Source organism: Arthrobacter sp. B0316-1-20 (assembly GCF_059091865.1).
In genome coordinates, this window is record NZ_JBNHHC010000006.1 from 213,481 (window position 1) to 234,819 (window position 21,339).

A 21,339-nucleotide genomic window follows, 5' to 3' on the forward strand; every position below is an offset into this window, starting at 1 on the left:
CGCCCAGGTGGTGCACTGCGTCCCATTATGTGTTGGAATTACCACACGAGCCGCATGCGGCTGAAGGAGACGGCCGGGCGCATCCATCTGGCTTTGGGGAAGGCAGTGCCTGTGCCAGAGGAGGAGCGCTGCCATGTCCGAACTATCTCCTGATCTGTCCGGGGAGTGGCGGTTCGACCCGGCCCATACCCGGATCGGATTTTCCACCCGCCATGCCATGGTGACCAAAGTCCGGGGCGCGTTCAACGACGTGGAAGGCATCATCCAGGCCGACGTGGACAACCCGGCCAACTCGTCCGTCAAGGTCACGATCAAGGTCGCCAGCATTGATACCCGCAGCCCGCAACGCGACGAGCATCTGCGCACGAACGACTTCTTCGATGCGCCGAACTATCCGGAGATTACGTTCGTCAGCACCCGCATCGATCAGGTGGAAAGCGCAAACTTCATTGTGAACGGCGACCTGACCATCCGCGGCATCACCAAGCAGGTTGCGGTTCCGATCGACTTCATCGGCGTGGAGCGGGACCCGGGCGGGCAGCTCCGGGCGGGCTTTGAGGGCTCCCGGCGCATTGACCGGCAGGAGTTCGGGGTCAAATGGAACACGGCCCTGGACTCGGGCGGCATGCTCGTGTCGGACCGCGTGATGCTGGAGTTCGAGGTCTCCGCCGTGAAGGTCGAGGACGCCGCCGCGCAGTAGGGAACCGGCGCAATGAGGAACCGGCTCCGGAGGCCCGGCCGCCCTCAAACCCCGGCGCCCTCAGGGCCCGGCCGCCTCAGTCCCCGGCGGGATAGACCGACACCAGTGCCGCGAACCCGCGGCCGCTGACCTCGGCCGCGACCGAGCCGACCACGGTGTCGTAGGGATGCAGCGGCTGGGCGGTGCCGTCAGCAGTCGCCTGTGCTTGGCCCTGCAGCAGCACCAGGTACTGTCCGTCCGACAGCCGCAGCGGCTGTTTCTTCGAGAGCTCGACGATCAGCAGGCCGGCGCCCCAGGCCCCGCGGCGGGTCATGACGTTCAGCGCGCGGCACGGCCCGGTGGGCAGGCTGCAGTCCGCGCTGCTCCCGCCGTCGAAGCGGAACGGGCGGTAGCGTTCCATTCGGTGCTGGCTGCCGTCCACGGTCAGGAAAGCGACGTCGCCGTCCACAATGGTGAATATCCGGTCCACGCCCGGATATTCGGAGAAGCTGCCGTCCGAGCTGATGTCCGCCAGGCTTAACCGCCAACCGGGGAGCCCGTCCGTGCCGAGGTCACCGGCCGCCAGTTCCCTGGTGACGCCGCCGCCGTTCCGCCACCGCTGTTCCTTGAGCGCGGCTGCGCGAATGATCTCCACTGGGACTCCTTGACCGGATGTTATGTTATAGCTGCCGGTCCCAGTTCAGCACATAGGCGTCCTGGTAGCCGTCCGGGCCGCTGACCGCCGCGGCCTCGTTCCGTTCGAACCCCAGCGACGTGACGATGCGCCGGGACGCGGTGTTGGCCGGATGGACCAGCGCCAGGATCGGCGGCAGTTCCAAAAACTCGTTGACATGGGCGACGACGGCGGCCACCGCCTCGCGCCCGTAACCGCGGTGCCACACGGCGGGGTCGAAACGGTAGTAGAGATTCAGCACCGGGCGGCCGGACAGCGCCACGTGCTTGACGCCGGCAAAGCCGATGGCGTCTTCGCGGCCGGGCAGGCGGACGGCGAAGTAGCCCACGCCGTGGTCCTCCCACTGCCTTTCCCAGCGCTGGAACAGGCCCTCGGCTTCCTCGTTCCAGATGAGCGCGTCGGAAGGATTGAACCGCGTGGTGCGCCGGTCGGAGAGGATCCGGAACATGGCACTGATGTCCTCCGGCGTCGGCTGGTTCAGCAGCAGCCGGGCAGTTTCCAACATGGTTTCCGTCAGGGCCACCTCCGTCCGCCTCCTGCACGTCCCCGCTACAGCCTATTCGCCGGACGCCCTTCCGGGCAGGGGCGCCGGGGCGACAAGATGGAGGCGGGCAAGGAGGCTTCGGTGGCGGGGGAGCAGAGCTCCGGAAGGCGGTGAGCCTCGCTCCGCAGCCTGTGGATAACTTTACATACTAAGTTGAGTGGACTACACTCAACTTAGTTTCAGGGCCGGCACTAACGGGGCTGGCCAGATCCATTCCGGAGCGAACGGAGAGATGCGTTGGACGCTAAATTCACCACCAAAAGCCAGGAAGCGCTGTCGGCCGCGGCGATGAACGCCTCGACGGCGGGCAATCCGCAGATCGAGCCCGCCCACCTGCTCAAGGCCCTGATGGACCAGCGCGACGGCGTGGCCGTAGCCGTGCTGAAGTCCGCCGGGGCCGATCCGGACTCGGTGAGTGTTCAGGCGAGCACCGCGATCAAGGCCCTGCCGTCGTCGTCGGGATCCTCCGTGGCGCAGGCGCAGTACTCCCGGGGCCTGCTCCAAGCGGTCCAGATCGCCCGGCAGGAGTCGGAAAAGTGGGGGGACACCTACGTGTCCACGGAATTTCTGCTGCTGGGCCTCGCGGCGGACAACGCCGCCGTCGGGAAGATCCTGCGCGACGCCGGTGCCTCCCACGAAGCACTCTTCGCCGCCCTGCCCGGCCTGCGCGGAGACCGGAAGGTCACCACCGCCGATCCGGAGAACACGTTTCAGGCGCTGGAGAAGTTCGGCACCGACCTGACCGCCATCGCCCGCGCCGGGAAGCTGGACCCGGTGATCGGCCGGGATGCGGAAATCCGCCGCGTGGTCCAGGTGCTCTCGCGCCGCACCAAGAACAATCCCGTGCTGATCGGCGAACCCGGGGTCGGCAAGACCGCCGTGGTGGAGGGCCTGGCCCAGCGGATGGTGGCCGGCGACGTGCCTGAATCGCTGCGCGGCAAGACGCTGATGTCGCTGGACCTCGCGGCGATGGTGGCCGGCGCCAAGTACCGGGGCGAGTTCGAGGAACGGCTGAAGGCCGTGCTGGAAGAGATCAAGAGCTCGGACGGGCAGATCGTCACCTTCATCGACGAGTTGCATACCGTCGTCGGCGCGGGGGCCTCCGAAGGCTCGATGGACGCCGGCAACATGCTCAAGCCGATGCTCGCCCGCGGCGAGCTGCGGCTGATCGGCGCCACCACGCTGGACGAGTACCGCGAGAACATCGAGAAGGATCCGGCGCTGGAGCGGCGCTTCCAGCAGGTCTACGTGGGGGAGCCGAGCGTCGAGGACACCATCGGCATCCTGCGCGGACTCAAGGAGCGTTACGAGGCGCACCACAAGGTATCGATCGGGGACTCCGCGCTGGTGGCCGCCGCGACGCTGTCCAACCGCTACATCTCGGGCCGGCAGCTGCCGGACAAGGCCATCGACCTGGTGGACGAGGCCGCCTCCCGGCTGCGGATGGAGATCGATTCGGCGCCCGAGGAGATCGACCAGCTGCGCCGCGCCGTCGACCGGCTCACCATGGAAGAACTGGCGCTGGCCAACGAGACCGACGCGGCCTCGCGGGAACGGCTGGAAGCGCTGCGTGCCGACATGGCAGACAAGAAGGAGCAGCTGGCGGCTTTGAACACCCGGTGGGAGGCGGAGAAGGCCGGGCTGAACCGCGTGGGCGACCTGAAGGCCAAGCTGGACGAGCTGCGCTCGCAGGCCGACAAGTCCCAGCGCGAGGGCGATCTGGCCGAGGCATCCCGGATCCTGTACGGGGAAATCCCGACGCTGGAAAAGGAGCTGGCCCAGGCGCAGGCCGCCGAGGAACAGGGCGGCGCGGGGCGGGACCAGATGGTCTCCGAGGAGGTGACCGCCGACGACATCGCCGAGGTCATCTCCGCGTGGACCGGCATCCCGGCCGGCCGCATGCTGCAGGGCGAAAGCCAGAAGCTGCTGCAGATGGAGGAGCACATCGGCTCACGGCTGATCGGCCAGTCCAAGGCGGTTGCCTCGGTCGCGGACGCGGTACGGCGCGCCCGGGCGGGCATCAGCGACCCGGACCGGCCCACCGGCTCGTTCCTCTTCCTGGGTCCCACCGGCGTCGGCAAGACCGAGCTGGCCAAGGCGCTGGCGGACTTCTTGTTCGACGACGAACGGGCCATGGTCCGGATCGACATGAGCGAGTACTCGGAAAAGCACTCCGTGTCGCGCCTGGTCGGCGCCCCTCCGGGGTACGTGGGCTACGAAGAAGGCGGCCAGTTGACCGAGGCCGTCCGCCGCCGTCCCTACTCCGTCGTGCTGCTGGACGAGGTGGAGAAGGCCCATCCCGAGGCCTTCGACATCCTCCTGCAGGTGCTCGACGACGGACGCCTCACCGACGGGCAGGGCCGCACCGTGGACTTCCGCAACGTGATCCTGGTGCTGACCTCAAACCTCGGCTCGCAGTTCCTCGTGGACCAGACCATGGACGCAGACACGAAGCGCGAAGCGGTCCTGAACGTGGTGAACGCCAGCTTCAAGCCGGAGTTCCTCAACCGGCTGGACGACGTGATCATCTTCGACCCGCTGAGCATCGAAGAACTCTCCCGGATCGTGGATCTGCAGGTGGCGGCGCTGGCTGCGCGGCTGGCCGAACGCCGGCTGACCCTCAAGGTCACGGACGCCGCCCGCGAGTGGCTGGCCCTGACCGGCTTCGATCCCGCCTACGGCGCCCGGCCGCTGCGCCGGCTGGTCCAGCGCGAGATCGGCGACAAGCTGGCCCGCGGCCTGCTCGCGGGCGCGATCAGCGACGGCGACACCGTGCTGGTGGATGTGCCGGAGCTCGACGTCGACGGCGGGGCCGGCGGGCTGATCGTGCAGTCGAAGGTGGGGGCGGTCCGGGGCGGCTGACCTGAGCGGCCCCGGCCGGGTCGCGGAAGAAGTCCGGCGGCCCCGCCCCGGCGGCCCCGCCACGGCGGGACCGCCGGACTGTTCCGTGCCGGGTTACAGGTCGACCAGCGAGCCGGTGATCTCCTGGCCCTCCTCGGCGATCTTAAAGCAGTCGATCCGGCGATCGCCCTGCGCCCACGTCTCCTTCGACGGCATGCCGTAGGAGTCCTTGAGATCCGGCTGGTCGGCCGCGGAGTCGTTGAGGGCAACGGCCGTGCAGACCTCCTGGGCCTTGATGTTCAGTTCGTCGGCGCCCGGGAACTCTTCGTCGTCCCCGTAGGAGAAGGTGCCCACCAGTTGCGCCTCGTGCGGCGTGTCGCAGGTGACGACGGTTGCTTCACGCATGACGGCCTCGAAGTCGGTGAAGCACTGGCCCTGCTGGAAATCGAACGGCGAGACGTTCTCCGCGACGACGCCGTCCCCGTTGGGCGTCTCTGCGGCGGTCTGCGACGACGCCGGACTGGCCGCCCCGCCGGCAGGGGAGCCGCCGGTCAGGCTGGACACGATCATGGCGATAATCACGATCGCCACAATGACGACCGCGCCGATGATGACCAGCGGCTTCCAGTCCATTTTCCGGGCCGGGCCCGCGGCGGGACCGCCGGACGCTTCGTCACCGGCGCCGCCGCGGCGCAGGCCGTCGGCGGCGGTGGAGTACCACTTCTTTTCCGGCGCGGAGCCTTCGGTGCCGGGCGGCGCGGGCTCCCAGGCCGACGGCGGGACGGCCGCAGCCGGCGATGCCGGCGCCCCGGTCGCGGCACCGGCCCCGGGGGCGGGGTTGCGGGCCGCATCGGGCTTCGAGGTTACCGGTGTGCCCGTGACGGCGGTGGCCCCGCGGGCGGCTTGAGGCGAGTCGGGCTTCGAGGCTTCCTCCGCTGTCCGGTCGCCCGCCGGGGCGTCGCCCGCCGGGCCCTGGTCGCCGGCGGGTGCTCCCGCGGGCGCGGTGCCGCGGGCCTTGACGGCGCGGTCCTCCCGGGTGCCGCCCACCAGTTGGCCGGCGGCATCGGCTTCCTTCTCCACCTCTTCGGCTTCGGCGGCAGCTTTGGCCAGGTCGGCCTCGGCCGCGGCATCCTCGCTGATGCTCGCCTGCCCCAGGGTTGGCTCGGCCAGCTCCACCTCGTCCGCGCTGATGTGCAGGCTGGGGTCGGGTACCTCGGGGCTCTCGGGGCTCTCGGGGCGCTCCAGCGGAGGCCTCCCGTCGTCGTCAGGCCGCTTGTCCTGTTCGCTCATGGGGAAACTTGCCTTCCGTGCGTGTTGTCTTCCGGGAGAACGGGAGAACCGGTCCACGATGACTTTAGCCAACATTCCCGCGTTGCTGCACGATTTAGTCCTTTCGGGAGCCGGGAGGGGCCCCTCGCGGCCACTGTTCGCCTGCCACGAGCGGTCGTGAAAACCATGTACCCTATAGGTACGACAGAATTGATCAATTATTCCGGGACCTCGTGCGCCAGTCGTGCGACCACTTCCGGATCGACGTACAAAGGGGGTCACGCCATGGGGCGCGGCCGTCAGAAGGCAAAAGCAACCAGGCAGGCCCGGGACATGAAGTATTTCAGCCCGGCCACTGACCTGACTGCACTCCAGCGCGAACTCGGCGCTGCGAAACGCCATAACTCCGACACGTTTTCCGAGGAGCCATATGAGCCGGACTACTCGGACTACGTGGACAAGTACGCAGATCAGTACGACGACGACGAAGACCACGGCAGCCGCAACGTAGGCTAGCCGGCTTCGGTCGTTTCTTCCCGGACGGGATCACGCACCAGCCTCACCCTCCTGCACCCTCTCGGGGTCTGCCAGCGGGGGCGCATGGCGTGCGCGGAAGTGCCTGCCCGGACTCCCGAACTCAGGTGCCGGACTGCTGCGGTTCCGGGGCGTCCGCCAGGGGCCACACCTCGATCACCCGGCGATGCCTCGGGTCTCCGTCAGGACGCATGTCCACCAGGGCCGCCTGGCCCACATGGACGGTGTCGCCGGCGTGGAGGCGGCCTTCCGCCTGATGGCTGACGTGCGGCCGGAAATGCCGGCGGGTATGGTGCGGACTCAGCACATGGGAATTCTCGCCGAGTGCGTCCAGCACGCCTTCGTGCAGCAACTGCAACCGTGGTTCCGGCTGTACCAACGAGACGGGGACGGAACCGTTCCGGCCGAAAAAGTCGTCGGCGCCGATGCGCACGTCAAACCCCTGTCGTCCGGCGAGAGTCCGGCCGACGCGCCAACCGACGGCCTCGGCCGGCTCCCGGGTATCGAAGCGGGCCAGCGTGATGTGCAGCGGCCACCGGCTGCGCGGGAACGCGTAGCCGGCGCTCACCGGTCTGACGAACGCCACCACCACGTACGCACCCATCCGTCCAGTGTGCCACCCGGACCGGCCGGCCGGTATGCCGGACAAAACCGCCCCCGGACCGTCGCGTTCGCGGTGCAGGGGCGGTCCGGTGTCCGGGCGGGCCTAGGCGTAGGAGTTCACCAGGTGGACGGCACCGCCGTCGACGCCCTTGGCGCCCTGGACATAATCGATGCCGGCCAGGGACGGGTCGGCGGGACCGACCTGGCCCATCACCCAGGCTGGCACGCCGCGCTCATTCAGGCGCTGCAGGGCGGCATCGGCACCGGCGCGGTCCACAATGGCAACCATGCCGACGCCGAGGTTCAGGGTCCGTTCCAGGTCGGCCTGCGGGACGTTGCCCAGTTCGCCGATGAGCTTGAAGATGGCCGGCAGCTCCCAGGTGGAACGGTCCACGGTGGCCATGAGTCCCTGCGGCAGCACGCGCGCGAGGTTCGCGGCCAGGCCGCCGCCGGTGACATGGCTGAAGCCGTGGACACCGGCTGCTTCGTAGCGTGCCAGATCCAGGCAGTCCGCCGCGTAGACGCGGGTGGGCTCCAGGAGTTCCTCTCCCAGTGTCCTGCCGAATTCGCTGACCTGCCGGTCCAGTGCCCAGCCGGCATGGTTGATCACCCGGCGGACCAGGGAATACCCGTTGGAATGGAGGCCCGAGGAGGCCATGCCGATGACGACGTCCCCGTCCTTGACCCGCTCCGGGCCCAGCAGGTCGTCGGCCTCGACCAGGCCGGTGGCGGCGCCGGCAACGTCGTATTCGTGTTCGCCCAGCAGGCCGGGGTGCTCGGCGGTCTCCCCGCCCACCAGTGCGGTGCCGGCCACCTCGCAGGCGGCGGCGATGCCGCGCACGATGTCGGCGATCCGCTCCGGGACCACCTTGCCGCAGGCGATGTAGTCGGTCATGAACAGCGGTTCCGCCCCGACCACCACGATGTCGTCCACCACCATGCCGACCAGGTCGAAGCCGATGGTGTCGTGGATGTCCATGGCTTGGGCGATGGCGACCTTGGTGCCCACTCCGTCGGTGGAGGTGGCCAGCAGGGGCTTGCGGTACTTCAGCAGTGCCGAAACGTCGTACAGGCCGGCGAAACCGCCGACCCCGCCGATGACGTTGGCGTTGTGAGTGGCCTTGATGGCCCCCTTCATCAGCTCGACGGCCTTGTCGCCGGCCTCTACGTCGACGCCGGCGCTGGCGTAGGTGATCTGGCCCTGTTCGGGGGAGGTCATACTCGCTCTTTCTTGTCGTCGGCGGTCAGGAGCTTCTCCAGGTCCGAATCCGGCCCGGGGTCGCACGAGCCGTGTTCCTGGTCCGCCTCGCCGCGTTCCAGCAGGTTCTTGCCCAGGCGGTCGGCGGTGGGCAGTTCGATCGGATACTCGCCCGTGAAGCACGCGGTGCACAGCCGCTCGCGCGGCTGTTCGGTCGCCTCGATCATGCCCTCTTCGGAGATGTAGCCCAGGCTGTCGGCGCCGAGCGACGCCCTGACATCTTCGACCCCGATGCCGTTCGCGATGAGCTCGGCCCGGCTGGCGAAGTCGATGCCGTAGAAGCACGGCCACTTGATGGGCGGAGAGGAGATGCGCACATGCACCTCGGCCGCACCGGCTTCGCGCAGCATCCGGACCAGGGCACGCTGGGTGTTGCCGCGGACGATCGAATCGTCAATCACCACCAGCCGTTTGCCCTGCACCACCGACCGCAGCGGGTTCAGCTTCAACCGGATGCCGAGCTTGCGGATGGTCTGGCTGGGCTGGATGAAGGTCCGGCCCACGTAGGCGTTCTTGACCAGTCCCTGGCCGTAGGGGATGCCCGAGGCCTCGGCATAGCCGATGGCGGCCGGGGTCCCGGATTCCGGCGTCGGAATCACCAGGTCGGCCTCGGCCGGGTGTTCCTTGGCCAGCTTCCGGCCCATCTCCACGCGGGCAGCGTGGATGCTGCGGCCGTTGATGGACGTGTCCGGGCGGGCCAGGTAGACGTATTCGAAGACGCAGCCGGCAGGCTTTTTCTCGGCGAAGCGCTGGGAGCGCAGGCCGTTCTCGTCGATGGCGATGAATTCGCCGGGTTCGACTTCGCGGACGAAGGATGCGCCCACGATGTCCAGCGCAGCGGTCTCGGAGGCGACCACCCAGCCGCGCTCCAGCCGGCCCAGCACCAGCGGGCGGACCCCGGCCGGGTCGCGGGCGGCGTACAGCGTGCCTTCGTCCATGAAGGTGAAGCAGAAGGCGCCGCGCAGCTTGGGCAGCAGCTCCAGCGAGCGTTCCTCGAGGGTCTGGCCCTCCTCGCCGGCCATGAGCGCGGTGACCAGCGCGGTGTCCGTGGTGTTGCCCTGGGCCAGCTCGCCGCGGTCGGGCTTGCCGAACTTCTCCAGCACCTTCTCGTACAGCTCCGCGGAGTTGGTCAGGTTGCCGTTGTGGGCCAGCGCGACGGTGCCGGTGGCGGTGGCGCCCAGCGTCGGTTGCGCATTTGCCCACGTGGAGCCGCCGGTGGTGGAGTAGCGGCAATGGCCGACGGCGATGTGCCCGCTCAGCGTGTTGAGGGTGGTCTCGTCGAAGACCTGGGACACCAGGCCCATGTCCTTGTAGACATTGATGCGTTTGCCGTCGCTGGTGGCAATACCGGCGGACTCCTGTCCGCGGTGCTGCAGGGCGTACAGGCCGTAGTAGGTAAGTTTTGCTACTTCTTCGCCGGGTGCCCAGACGCCGAAAACGCCACAGGCGTCCTGGGGTCCCTTTTCGCCGGGAAGAAGTTCATGGGAGAGTTTTCCGTCACCGCGTGCCACCCGCCCATTCTCTCATGCGCCCGGCGCGCGGCCGCACCGGGGTGACGGGGATTACGGGGGCCCGCCGGCAGGTTACGCCTGGCGTTCGCCTTCGGTTCCGCCCCCGGTTTCGCCCCCGGTTGCGCCCTCGGTTCCGGCCCCGGTTTCGCGGTCCCGTTCGCGGGTGACGGGGGTGCTCCCGTCCCGATCGCGGGGCGTCTCCGGGACGTCGGCGGGGCCCGGATCCGCAGCCGGGTCCGCGGAGTCTTCCTGCCCGGGTTCGGCAACTGCCGTCAGGTGCTTCGCGCGTTTGACGCTGGCCCGGTCGATGAGCAGGAACAGCAACGATCCAATCAGGATGCCGGCCAAGCCGAACAGCACGGCCAGGAAGGCAAAAACGGTGCCGCGGGTGAACTCCGCGTTCTCCGGCCCGGTGTAGGCGGACACGGCGGCCAGCACGACGCCCAGCACGGCCCAGACGGCGATGAAGGGCGCATACTTCGGCGCCCGGCGAACGGTGACGTCGCGGCGCTCCGGCTCGATGGGTCTGCGGTCGCGAGCCGGTTCTTGCTCAGAAGTCATACGTTCCAGCCTACCGGGCGAAGAGCGGCAGCCTGTCCGCCAGTTCGGCCCGCAGCCCGGAGGCAGCGACCCTGCCCTCGGCGACGGCGGTGTCCCACCCGAGCGCCCCCGTCACCAAGGCAAGCCAGGTGGCGGGGTCGGTTTCCACCACGTTCGGCGGTGTGCCCCGGGTGTGCTTGGGGCCTTCGATGCACTGGGCGACGCCGAACGGCGGCACCCGCACCTCCACGCTGTTGCCGGGGGCACGGTCCGCCAGTTCCTCCAACGCGTACCGCACCGCCGTGGCAGTGGTCTGACGGTCCGTGGCCCCGCCGCGCCACGCAGCCACGGCGGCGTCGCCCTCCCGAGCCGGGATCCGGCGTCGTACTCCCATCGATTCAGGTCCTTCCGGGGCTCAGTCCAGCAGCGCGACCATGGGCGGCGCCAGCCGCAGCCTGCCCACCGGCTGGCCGCCGCCGAGGACGGGCTTGACCACGTCCTCCAGCACCGGGCCCACCTTCTCCACGTCGACGGCGCCGCAGGCGGCCAGCAGTGTCAGCGCGATCAGGGAACCGGCGCGGCCGCTGCCGTCCAGGATTTTCACCGCCACCGAGACGCCATTGGGGGTGGCCATCACCATCACGCCCTCGGCGCCGGACTTGGCAAAGACCCCCAGCTGCTCCATCACCACGGTGTTTTCCTGGCCCCAGCCGTGCACCGCCCACGGGTAGTCCAGCATGGCGGTGGCGATGGTGGCGGCGCGGGCATCGGCGTTCTTGTCCGCCGGAGCCTTCGCCAGCTTCCCCACGGCCCGGGCCAGGCCGGTCAACGACAGCGCGGGCGCCGGGGCGCCGCAGCCGTCGACGGCGATGTGCTCGATCTTTTCTTCGGCGTACTCCTCGATGACCTCCATCACGCGGCGCTGGAGGGGGTGGTTCGGTTCCAGGTAGGTCTGGGTATTCCAGCCGTTCTCCACGCAGGCCCAGAGGAAGGCGGCGTGCTTGCCGGAGCAGTTGAAGGACAGCCGCTGCTGGCCGCGTTCGGTGCGGACCAGCCAGCCGCGCGCCTGCTCGTCCTGCGGCCAGGCCGGCGGGCAGCGAAGATCGGCGTCGGTCAGGCCGGCGGCCTTGAGCATGCCCTCCACCACGTCCATGTGCTCGAGCGACCCCACATGGCTGGCGCAGGCCAGGGCCACCTGGTCGCCGCGCAGCGGGACGCCGGACTGCATGGCGGCCAGGGCCTGGAACGGCTTGAGCGTTGAGCGCGGGAAGATCGGTGCGCTGATGTCGCCGAGTTCGGTCACCACGGTGCCGTCGGCGGCCATGACCACCGCGGAGCCCAGATGGCGGGACTCGATGAAACCGTTGCGTTCGACGACGGCCAGTTCCACGGCGTCCGCGGCTTTGAATGTCTCGGGCATGGACTCAGTTTAGGGGCCGGTGCAACAACTTCGAGGCTCCGCCCCGCGACCAGTAGGCTAGTTCCTTGTGAAGGTACTTGTGATCGGCCCCGGCGGCCGCGAGCACGCAATAATCCGTTCCCTGCTGGCCGATCCCTTTGTCACCGAGGTGCATGCCGCCCCCGGCAACGCCGGCATCGCGCAGATCGTGCCCACGCACCAGGTGGATGCGGGCGACCCGGCGGCGGTGACCGAGCTGGCCCGGCGGCTGGAGTCCGACCTGGTGGTGGTGGGCCCGGAGGCCCCGCTGGCCGCCGGCGTGGCCGACCCGTTGCGCGCGGCGGGGATCCCGGTGTTCGGCCCCAGCAAGGAAGCGGCCAGGCTCGAAGGCTCCAAGGCCTTCGCCAAGCAGGTCATGGCCGCGGCGAACGTGCCCACCGCCATGGCTCACGTGGCCACCAACGCCGCCGAAGCGGCCGAGGCCCTGGATTCGTTCGGGGCTCCCTACGTGGTCAAGGACGACGGGCTGGCGGCCGGCAAGGGCGTGGTGGTGACCGAAGACCGCGACGCCGCCCTGGCACATGCCCAGGCCTGCTTCGACGCCGGCGGTTCCGTGGTCATCGAGGAATTCCTCGACGGCCCGGAAGTCTCCCTGTTTGTGATTTCCGACGGCGAACGCGCCATCCCTCTGGTACCGGCGCAGGATTTCAAGCGGATTTTCGACGGCGACGAGGGCCCGAACACCGGCGGCATGGGCGCCTACACGCCGCTGACCTGGCTGCCGCCCGGTTTCGTGGACGAAGTCATGGACCGCGTCGCGCTGCCGACCATCCGCGAGATGGCCCACCGCGGCACCCCGTTCGTGGGCGTGCTGTTCTGCGGGCTGGCCGTGACCGGCCGCGGCCTGCGGGTGATCGAATTCAACGCCCGCTTCGGGGACCCGGAAACCCAGGCGGTACTGGCCCGGCTGCGCACACCGCTGGGCGGGCTGCTGCTGGCGGCCGCCAAGGGGGAATTGGACGACACCGAACAGTTGGTCTGGTCCAGGCGGTCCGCCGTCACGGTGGTGCTGGCGGCAGAGAATTACCCGGGAACTCCGCGCACCGGGGATCGGATCCGCGGCCTGAAGAAGGCCAATGCCTTGACCGACGTGCACGTGATCCATGCCGGGACCGCCCTGGACGGGAACGGCAAGGTGGTCAGCGCCGGCGGGCGGGTGCTCGCCGTCGTCGCCCTGGGTGAAGACCTGGTGGAAGCCCGCGAACGTGCCTACGAGGGCATCGACGCCATCAGCCTGGAGGGGGCGCAGTACCGCAGCGACATTGCCCTGCTGGCGGCCGAGGGCAAGATCAAGGTGCCCGCGTCCGGCACGAACTCCCGGGCCGGCGCACAGAGAGACTGAGGACGTCAACCATGGCATTTGCCCCCGAAGTACTCGAACTGCCCGGCTGGAAGCACGTCTACTCCGGCAAGGTCCGCGACCTGTACGTCCCGGCCGCCCCGCAGCAGGTGGAAACGGCCAGCGACGACATCGCCGCCGAAGGCCTGTTGGACCGGCGCAACGACACCGTGCTGGTGGTGGCGAGCGACCGGATCAGCGCCTACGACCACGTGCTGTCCAGCGAGATCCCGGACAAGGGACGGATCCTCACCCAGCTGAGCCTGTGGTGGTTCGAACAGCTCGCCCAAGGGGACAACCCGGTGGCGCACCACGTGGTGTCCACCGAGGTGCCCGACGCGGTCGCCGGCCGGGCGATGGTCTGCAAGAAACTGGACATGTACCCGGTGGAATGCATCGCCCGCGGCTACCTCACCGGGTCCGGCCTCGCCGAGTACCGGCAATCCCGGACCGTGTGCGGGTTGCCGCTGCCCGCCGGCCTGGTGGACGGCTCCCGCCTGGAGCCCGCCATCTTCACCCCCTCGGCCAAGGCCGAGGTGGGCGAGCACGACGAGAACATCACCTACGACGCGGTGGTCCAGACCGTCGGGGCGGAGACCGCGGCCCGGCTGCGCGATAAGACGCTGCAGATCTATACGCGCGCCGAAGCCATCGCCCGGGAGCGGGGAATCATCCTGGCTGACACCAAGGTTGAGTTTGGCGTCGATCCCACGACGGGGGAGATCACGCTCGGCGACGAGGTGCTGACCCCCGACTCCTCGCGGTTCTGGGACGCGGACACCTACGAGCCGGGCCGGGCGCAGCCGTCGTTCGACAAGCAGTTCGTGCGCGACTGGCTGACGTCGCCCGCCTCCGGCTGGGACAAGAACTCGGACGCCCCGCCGCCCGCCCTGCCGGAGGACATCGTGCAGAAGACGAGGGCGCGTTACGTCGAAGCCTACGAACGGCTCACCGGGCGGACGTTCGCCTGATCGGCAGCGGCGCGGGGCCGGGCCGGGTGCTCCCGGCCGCGCCCATGGGGTCGGGCAGAGGGCCGGCCGGCAGCCCGCTGGCCGGCAGAGGGCCGGCCGGCAGCCCGGCCGGGCCCGCGGGGGAGCCGGGAGCGGTTTCCGGGAGGCGGCCGGCCGCGAGCTCGGCGGCCGCCAGCCGGGCCGCGGCTTCGGCGACGGCCGCGGGATAGCCGCCGGCACCGCCGTCGTCGGCCGGACCTAGGGAACGCAGCGCGTCCGCACGTTTCAGGGCGCGGAGCATGGCAGCGGTGGCCGGGCGCGAGACGTCCGACATGTCCGGGTAATCGATGGCCAGCGCCGGATCCAGTTCATAGGCCAGCCAGCGGGACCGGAGGCCGTCATGCCGGGCCGCGGCTTCATGCCAGTCCCGGCTGTCCTGGTTGCGGATGGCGGCGGCGGCCGTACGGCTGATCCGCCAGACGGCGGGCGCGGCGCAGCCGGCAGCGAGCAGCAGCCAGAGCGGCACGGCGGACGGGAAGACGGCCGCGGCGGCGAGCACCACGGCCAGGGCGCAGCACAGCCCGGAGAAGCAGTACCAGAACGCGGTGTCCGGATCGGGGCGGCGGCGCAGGCCGCGTTCCACCGTGTAGGAGGTCAGGAAAACCACGGCAGCCAGCACGGCCGTGGCGACGGCCAGCTGCGCGAACTCTGCGAGGAACATCGGCACCCCTGCTGACGGAGTTATCTTCCATTCCAATACGGGGCGCGGGCAGAGTCAATGGTGAGGGCGAGGCGGCGCCTACGGCTCACTTGTCGACGCGGCCGACGACGTCGTCCAACTGCTTGAAGACCAGGGCCTGCGGCGCCTTGCTCATCACCGTCCGCTGGAGCTTCTGCTTCCACGGCTTCTGCTGCCGTGCCATGGCCGCCATCTTGCGCGAGCGCTCGACCACCTTGGCCGTGCGCGGGCCCCGCGCCCGTTCGTAGTTGCGCAGGGCCGTGGTGATGTTCCAGTCGGCGTTCAGCGCGCCGGCCAGCGCGACCGCGTCCTCGAGGGCCTGGCTTGCGCCTTGGCCGAGGAACGGCAGCATGGGGTGCGCGGCGTCGCCCACGAGGGTGGCGTGGCTGCCGGACCAGACGGCGGCGGGTTTCCGGTCGAACAGTTCGTGCGCCATGATGTCCTGGCTCTTGGTGGCGCCGATGACCGCCCGGACGGCCGGGTGCCAGCCCTCGAAGCGCTGCAGGGCCAGGGTGCGCCAGAGGACCTCGTCGTCCTGCGCCAGCACGTGGTTGGGCATGGTGGCGTACCAGTAAATGAGGCCGCTTGGCAGCGGGATCATGCCGAAGACCTCCCCGTTGCCCCAGGACTCGCCCCAGGGCAGCCAGCCCGGATCGAGGTCGCCGATCGGGCAGACCGCGCGCATGGCGGTGATGCCGGAGGCCCGCGGGGCGCCGTCGCCGATTAGGTCGTGGCGGACCAGCGAGCGCAGGCCGTCGGCGCCGACCACCAGGTCCGCGTGCAGGGAGCCGCCGTTGTTCAGCGTGACCGTCCCGCCGTGCTGATCGCGCCGGAACTTCACCGCCTGCAAACCCAGATGCACCGTGTTGACGTAGAGCGAGTCGTTCAGCAGCGTGGTGAGGTCCGAGCGGTGGATGGAACGCAGCGGGTGGCCGTAGCGCTGCCGGAGGTCGTCGCTGCTGAACGTGGACAGCACGTTGCCGAACTGGTCGTGCGAGCTGCCGCCGACCGGGAGGGAGGCCTCTTCAAAGGCGTCCAGCACGCCGAGCCGCTGCAGGGCGCGTGTCCCGTTGGCCCAGATCGTCAGCCCGGTGCCCAGCTGCTGCAGCGTTCCGGCGCGTTCGACCACGTGGACTTTCCAGCCGGTTCGTTGCAAGGCCCGCGCAGTGGCGAGCCCGCCGATTCCGGCCCCTACGATGAGCGCCGAGCGCTGCAGAGACCCCATGGGTCCATACTTCCCGCTTTTGGGCCGGGTTCACAACTTTCGGCCGGTACAAACCGGTTCCGGGAGCGGAAAAGCAAGAACTCCCGCCGCTCCGAAGAGCAGCGGGAGTTCCCGGTGATTGGTCGGGGTCCTGGGACGTTACTCGAAGCATAGCTGCCACCAAATCGATCAGCTGACGACCGTCGCGGCCGCTCTGAAACGGATGGATGGATGTTGGACTGATCAAGCCGCCCGCCGGAGGCAAAGCGCAACACTCAGCCATATCGGACTTTAGACCGCTTCACGGCTGAAAAGCTGGCGCAAATCGTGGCTCGCTACCACGTCGGCGAGATGAGCAACACGCTGGCTCGCGAGCAGGGCATCGCGAAGTCGACCTTCCTGCGACTGCTTGCTGAGAAGGGTGTCGCCTCCCAAGCTCATAATCTAACTCCAGTAAAGGAGAAGGAGATTCTTCGGCTGCCAAAGCAGGGAATGGAAACGCGAGATCGCGAAGCGCGTTGGCTGCAGCTGCAATACCGCACGATTGTTTGTCCTGGCCGGTGCATCGGACTAACGCTCGGGCTTGTCGTCCAGATCTTGCTCTTCACATGCCATCTCGATCATGGCATTGAGCAGCACATGGAGCTTCCATTTCTCTTTGACGGACAAGGTTGCTAAGCACCGGCTCGCCTGTCTACAGGTTCTTACAGTCGCTCAGCTTCTGCGATCGTGTTGTCCACGCCGTATACACCGAGCTCAAGGAGGGTGTCCAAGACGTCGAGCAATGCCGCCCGATGTCCTCTGCTACGAGATTGGGCCAATCCACGGACTACAAGCTCGCTAATGTAATGCGCGTCGCCAGCGGCACCGGTCCTGATGTCTTTAGCATCACTGCCAAAGACGGAAATGAACCGCTGCGATGCTTGCAGAATGAGTTGATCAATCTTGTCTGGTGCGTGTTGCAGTGTTAGCAGTAACTGCGGCGTGGCATGGTCGTAGGCCGGCGATTTAATCAGTGCAGTCAGCAGGTCGGCGAATGGACGTAGTGGGTGGCCGCGTAGATGGGGAGCAACCTTCGCGGCGGCCTCTAGGACTTCGTCATCATCATCATTCATTAGATCGATAAGAGCCGAGCTCGCAAGCTCGGCATTCAACGTGCAATCAACTCGATTGGCGCATATTTCTGCGGCGCCCTTGCGCGTCTTGGCGTCACCTGCCAACACTTGCGCCATCAACTCGGGACGGCTCCATTCGAGGGCAGCAAATGCGGCGAGTGCTCCGCCCGCTTCACGGGCCTCGGCGTCCTGGGACTCAAGCATCCGCTGAATGACGGGGGCAATGATTTTTGGATCGACATTGCCGATATAGACCATCAACCGCTGCACCATCACTGCGGCCAAGATTCGGTCGTCGGCATCGATCAACTTCTCAAACGCTGCGACGGCATCCGGACGAGCATGTCGGAGTGATGCTGCCACGGTATGTGCAACGCACGATCGGACGAAGAGAACCGGGTCGCTAGCGAGTGCGTCGAGATGCGGTCGAACGAGCTCGGTTCGCTCGCCATCGACGTCGTAAACCAACAAATCACCAAGCGTCTCGGCAAGACTGCCTCTGGCCGTGTTAATGCCGTTGTTGTGCATATCGGCAGCACTTCTGCCGTCGTCTCCCTCTTGAGTGAAGATGGGCGAGTCGTCTGCGGGGTCCGAAGACTGAAGCGCGCGATTGCGGAGAAGTTCGACTAGATCAAGCGGCACGTCGCGGTAGTAGTGCCGCAGCGCGTTCCCAAGCCAACGGTCGACGTCATCATGACCTAGGGACGCAATGTGTCGAACGGCGTCATAAATCAGTGGCCCCGTCTCGTCAGAGCGTCCTGCGTCCGCGAAGCCCATCAAGAGACCATTGGCATAGGCTGCATTGTGTTCCGGTGTCAGCCTGAGTGCTAGACGGGCGAAGCGGCTCGGGTCCGCAGCGGTTTGCTCGCGCAGGGTATGCGACAGTTCGCGGGCTCCACCAGTGCACGTGCTCCAATTCGTTTCGTCAGAGCTGTACTTGGTCATGGCTTTAAGCCATTGCTCATCGGTCATCTTGCTCGCTGCTTGCGGCCCAATGGGCGAACCGATTGTGCCGCCGATTATGCCTCGCGGCTTTGACGGTGCATCTTCCTGAAACTTTCGGCGGTACTCTCCCAGCCGACGCACGCCGGCTGGGCTAAGTCGATGCTCCTCAAGTGCCGAGAGGAAAGTGAACGCAGACCGTCCGAAACTGTGTCGACTCTCGTAGGCGTTGCGCAGGTCGCGGAACAGGTCTTCAAGTTGCTGGTGAATTTCATCGCTGAGGTGCGGAGCACCAGCTTGGACCAACTCGCGCGCGGCCCAGTCCGAGTCTGATATGTAGCCGCAATCAAGACGTGCACCGCCTTCCAAGATCAGGGTCGCCGCCCAATCAGCGAAATTGGCAGCACCGGCAGTGAGCGCCCGGTAGAGCAAGAATTGCGCCGCATCGTGAGGATCTGCGGCAAGTTCCTCGAGAAGCGGTCGAGCTAGGTGAGGTGAGGTCCGGGTAAGCGCTTCGAGTGCGCGAACTGAGCCGGTAAAAAGCGCATCGTCAAGCTCCCTGTCGCCAAGATCGTCGACATCAAGCCGCACGGAGAAGTGTCGGTCACGAATGGGTTCATCGGGGCGCGGCTCATAGGCCGTGACGGCCATAACCTGAAGTAGATACGGAACGACAGCCTGGGCAAAGACCAGGGGCTCCGCTGCGGCGGCTTCGCGCACCAGCTCTGCTGCGCCGTACTCGCGAAGCTTAAGGAGAGCCACCTTCCCGCTGTCGTCGAGCAAGAGTCCATCTGCGTGGTTAACGACCCGTGCCTGAATCAACTCAATCGCCCAGAGCGGTTTGTGCTTCGCGAGGTCATGAACCGCTAGCCACAACTCACGATCAGCGGCATTAAAGCCGCCTTCGACGACCGCCGCGAGTACTAGGTCGAACAGCGCACGATTCTCGTGGGCATCCGAGAACCGGGCGATCCGGCGCAGCCAGTTGAGGTACTCGGGCGCAGCTCGACGCGCACGTAGAAGCTCGGCAACTTCGCCTGGCAGTTCCTTGAGCGCGCTTGCCATCAGGTTGACCGCACGCTGCTGAAGAGCCGGCTCACCGCTATCAAGCCAGGCAGCGATTGCGCCGTCTTCGTGCAACCTTTTGAACCACGGGGCTCGGCCTATGTGCGACCAGAGTTGCTCCTCGAGCCACGGCGCCGTTGCGGCAACCTCGAAGACCGCCTCTGCGTCCTGGCTGGTTGGAGCGCTGAGGTTGGAGAGGACTGCGAGCGCTGTCGCTTTGATGTGAAAGCGTATCTGTTCACTCACCAACACGGCCGATGCTTCAACTCGGAACCGTTCAGGCTCGCGTTCATAGAGGTGCTGCAGGATCTGACGAACCTGAGCTCTGCGGAACAGCTCTTGCTCGTCCCGAAGCAGGAAGTCCACCAATGACTCTGATCGCGACACCCATTGCCGGGCAAACGCGTAGTCGAAGAACGTCTCGTGAAAGAAAGCGATCCGGTCGCCGTCACGTGACAGGACGTGCTCCGATACGAGCACATGCGCGTCCTCGATCAGGTCGCCGTCATCAAGAACCTCGACTGGGACGGATAGCGTCTGACGGTCGCTCGCCGCGTTCGCGACCCGGCTGAGGACCTCGTTGAATCGCACCTCAGCTCGCCTTGCGCGAGAAGTTTGCCGTTTACGCTCCCAGTAGGCCTCGAACAGCGAGCCCTTGGATTGAAACGCCAACGCTCCCTCTTGGCCGGCTATCGTTTTGAGTAGCACGAGGTGCATCGGAGTTCGCACGATTGACCGCTGGGAAGTGGTCAGCCGCGTCGCGTCGAGACCCATCCCAGTGACGGCGGCGTTGACTGCTTCATCAGAAAGAGTGCCGACGGACACCTTCACCGTGTCCGGACGGTCAGTCAGTGATCGAATCCGATGGTCGTTGTCGATGTCGAACTCACGGCAGGCGAGGATGACTTTTATGCCCGACACCGACAACGCTTCTCCGATGAGGTCCACAACGATGTCGAAGCTCTCGGGCATTCGCCCCGACGCAAGGCTTACTGCATCGAGCTGATCGATGATAAGAATAGCGTCCCGGTCCTCGGCTGCCATGGCCAGCACAACAGCCGGCGAGGTCTCAAGTCCCAGTTGCCGGCCTAAGTCCGTCGTCGAAGCAAACGAATCAAGGCGGTCAAGGCGAATCGCAAGCACTTTCGCGCCTGCTGCTTCAAGTGACTCGACGGATTGCTCTAAAATTGAACTTTTGCCGCCACCCGCCATGCCAGCCACGAAGCCCATCCGGTAATCGTGAAGCACGTCGATTAGCTGAGAGGCTTCTGCACGCTCAATTCGGGGCTGCAGTAGTTCGCGTCGGACCGACTCGCGCCAACTGTTTGTGAGGGCAGCTACTTGCTCGCGTGCGTTTTGGTGCGAAGCAGCCTCGATCAGACGGATATTTTGCCGAGCGAGCAACTCCAGAAGTTCAGTCCTAGTAAGACGACGGCCAAGGTTGTCGAGAAGAATGTCTCCGATCGCGAGCGCAATTAGATGCCCCGTCGCCCCACCCAGTTGACGTCCGGCGAGCATGGCGTTCATTCGGATGATGTCGTGCTCGTCCTGGACGGAAAACCACATGCCCCGCAAGGTGTTCCATGCCTTCAAAGAACTACCAAGAATAGCCGCGGCGGACAGCTGATCAAAGACAGGACGGAGCTCGCCTGTCAGCAAGGATTGGGTGAACGAGGTCAGATCCGCCGACTTGCGAGCTCGCTCAGCCAACTCCTGCAACGGACGGCAAGGTACTAGAGATACGAAGTGAAATTCACGACCTGCCGCAATATGAGTGGCCGCCGCTTCGAAGACATTGAGGTCAGCGAGGGACTTCACCGTCCAGCTATTACTGTTTCCATTCTGGCGTTTGAGCTGATGAACCTCTGTGGACGCACTGCTCGCAAAAGTGAACTCCGAACCTTTGCCGACTTCGATGTCCAGGTCTTCGAGTGTCAGCGAATGGCGGCCATCAGTAATGCAGTAGAGCGCATGCCTAATTGCCCACGCCGCCTCGTACTTGTTGCCCAGCTTGTCCGCTTCACCTCCCGGCCTCGGGCTCACAGCGACTCCA

Annotated in this window: 18 protein-coding genes; 6 read left to right on the forward strand and 12 right to left on the reverse strand. The window is 66.9% G+C overall.

All coding sequences use genetic code 11. The annotated features are described in order from the left end of the window. Nucleotides 1–133 precede the first annotated feature (133 nt). The gene (locus tag AC5RW2_RS12375; protein ID WP_494000684.1) at nucleotides 134–700 is read left to right on the forward strand and encodes a YceI family protein; all 567 of its coding nucleotides are present in this window, start codon (nucleotides 134–136) and stop codon (nucleotides 698–700) included. A 76-nt stretch (nucleotides 701–776) separates the two neighbouring features. On the opposite strand, the gene AC5RW2_RS12380 is transcribed toward AC5RW2_RS12375, so the two are convergent. Both AC5RW2_RS12380 and AC5RW2_RS12385 read right to left on the reverse strand, forming a co-directional pair. After that, nucleotides 777–1,334, reverse strand: a complete 558-nt coding sequence (locus tag AC5RW2_RS12380) for a HutD/Ves family protein (protein WP_494073996.1) — start codon at nucleotides 1,332–1,334, stop codon at nucleotides 777–779. 25 nt (nucleotides 1,335–1,359) lie between these two features. Next, nucleotides 1,360–1,896 carry a GNAT family N-acetyltransferase gene (locus AC5RW2_RS12385; protein WP_494012872.1) on the reverse strand — a complete coding sequence of 179 codons (537 nt, stop codon included), beginning with the start codon at nucleotides 1,894–1,896 and terminating at the stop codon, nucleotides 1,360–1,362. A gap of 258 nt (nucleotides 1,897–2,154) precedes the next feature. Here AC5RW2_RS12385 and clpB point away from each other — a divergent pair, with 258 nt between their 5' ends. Next, nucleotides 2,155–4,779, forward strand: coding sequence for an ATP-dependent chaperone ClpB (gene clpB / locus AC5RW2_RS12390; protein WP_494073997.1), 2,625 nt, complete (start codon nucleotides 2,155–2,157; stop codon nucleotides 4,777–4,779). Between the two features lie 93 nt (nucleotides 4,780–4,872). Here clpB and AC5RW2_RS12395 read toward each other — a convergent pair whose 3' ends face one another. Continuing rightward, the gene (locus tag AC5RW2_RS12395; RefSeq protein WP_494073998.1) at nucleotides 4,873–6,048 is read right to left on the reverse strand and encodes a septum formation family protein; all 1,176 of its coding nucleotides are present in this window, start codon (nucleotides 6,046–6,048) and stop codon (nucleotides 4,873–4,875) included. A 264-nt stretch (nucleotides 6,049–6,312) separates the two neighbouring features. On the opposite strand from AC5RW2_RS12395, the gene AC5RW2_RS12400 reads away from it, so the two are divergent. Beyond that, nucleotides 6,313–6,543, forward strand: a complete 231-nt coding sequence (locus tag AC5RW2_RS12400; protein ID WP_494000679.1) for a DUF3073 domain-containing protein — start codon at nucleotides 6,313–6,315, stop codon at nucleotides 6,541–6,543. Nucleotides 6,544–6,664: 121 nt separating this feature from the next. Here AC5RW2_RS12400 and AC5RW2_RS12405 read toward each other — a convergent pair whose 3' ends face one another. From AC5RW2_RS12405 to AC5RW2_RS12430, 6 genes are all read right to left on the reverse strand, one after another. Next, nucleotides 6,665–7,165 carry a 2'-5' RNA ligase family protein gene (locus AC5RW2_RS12405; RefSeq protein ID WP_494073999.1) on the reverse strand — a complete coding sequence of 167 codons (501 nt, stop codon included), beginning with the start codon at nucleotides 7,163–7,165 and terminating at the stop codon, nucleotides 6,665–6,667. Nucleotides 7,166–7,267: 102 nt separating this feature from the next. Beyond that, entirely contained in the window at nucleotides 7,268–8,383 is a 1,116-nt protein-coding gene (purM, locus tag AC5RW2_RS12410) for a phosphoribosylformylglycinamidine cyclo-ligase (RefSeq protein WP_494074000.1), read from the reverse strand. Further along, on the reverse strand, nucleotides 8,380–9,933 hold the full coding sequence (gene purF / locus AC5RW2_RS12415) for an amidophosphoribosyltransferase (RefSeq protein ID WP_494012867.1): 1,554 nt from the start codon (nucleotides 9,931–9,933) through the stop codon (nucleotides 8,380–8,382). The genes purM and purF overlap by 4 nt, the downstream gene beginning before the upstream one ends. A gap of 72 nt (nucleotides 9,934–10,005) precedes the next feature. Beyond that, nucleotides 10,006–10,494, reverse strand: a complete 489-nt coding sequence (locus AC5RW2_RS12420; RefSeq protein ID WP_494074001.1) for a hypothetical protein — start codon at nucleotides 10,492–10,494, stop codon at nucleotides 10,006–10,008. A gap of 10 nt (nucleotides 10,495–10,504) precedes the next feature. Next, nucleotides 10,505–10,867, reverse strand: coding sequence for a sterol carrier family protein (locus AC5RW2_RS12425; protein ID WP_494012865.1), 363 nt, complete (start codon nucleotides 10,865–10,867; stop codon nucleotides 10,505–10,507). A 21-nt stretch (nucleotides 10,868–10,888) separates the two neighbouring features. Then, a complete protein-coding gene (locus AC5RW2_RS12430; RefSeq protein ID WP_494012864.1) occupies nucleotides 10,889–11,893 on the reverse strand; it encodes an asparaginase in 1,005 nt (334 codons plus the stop codon). Nucleotides 11,894–11,960: 67 nt separating this feature from the next. On the opposite strand from AC5RW2_RS12430, the gene purD reads away from it, so the two are divergent. After that, nucleotides 11,961–13,274 carry a phosphoribosylamine--glycine ligase gene (gene purD, locus AC5RW2_RS12435; protein WP_494074002.1) on the forward strand — a complete coding sequence of 438 codons (1,314 nt, stop codon included), beginning with the start codon at nucleotides 11,961–11,963 and terminating at the stop codon, nucleotides 13,272–13,274. Nucleotides 13,275–13,285: 11 nt separating this feature from the next. Continuing rightward, a complete protein-coding gene (locus AC5RW2_RS12440; protein WP_494074003.1) occupies nucleotides 13,286–14,242 on the forward strand; it encodes a phosphoribosylaminoimidazolesuccinocarboxamide synthase in 957 nt (318 codons plus the stop codon). Here AC5RW2_RS12440 and AC5RW2_RS12445 read toward each other — a convergent pair. Beyond that, a complete protein-coding gene (locus AC5RW2_RS12445; RefSeq protein ID WP_494074004.1) occupies nucleotides 14,220–14,942 on the reverse strand; it encodes a hypothetical protein in 723 nt (240 codons plus the stop codon). The genes AC5RW2_RS12440 and AC5RW2_RS12445 overlap by 23 nt on opposite strands. A gap of 85 nt (nucleotides 14,943–15,027) precedes the next feature. Next, nucleotides 15,028–16,185, reverse strand: a complete 1,158-nt coding sequence (locus AC5RW2_RS12450) for an FAD-dependent monooxygenase (protein ID WP_494049453.1) — start codon at nucleotides 16,183–16,185, stop codon at nucleotides 15,028–15,030. 330 nt (nucleotides 16,186–16,515) lie between these two features. Between AC5RW2_RS12450 and AC5RW2_RS12455 the strand changes: the two genes are divergently transcribed. Further along, entirely contained in the window at nucleotides 16,516–16,842 is a 327-nt protein-coding gene (locus AC5RW2_RS12455) for a hypothetical protein (protein ID WP_494074005.1), read from the forward strand. Nucleotides 16,843–16,868: 26 nt separating this feature from the next. On the opposite strand, the gene AC5RW2_RS12460 is transcribed toward AC5RW2_RS12455, so the two are convergent. Beyond that, a complete protein-coding gene (locus AC5RW2_RS12460; RefSeq protein WP_494074006.1) occupies nucleotides 16,869–21,329 on the reverse strand; it encodes an NACHT domain-containing protein in 4,461 nt (1,486 codons plus the stop codon). Nucleotides 21,330–21,339: the final 10 nt, after the last annotated feature.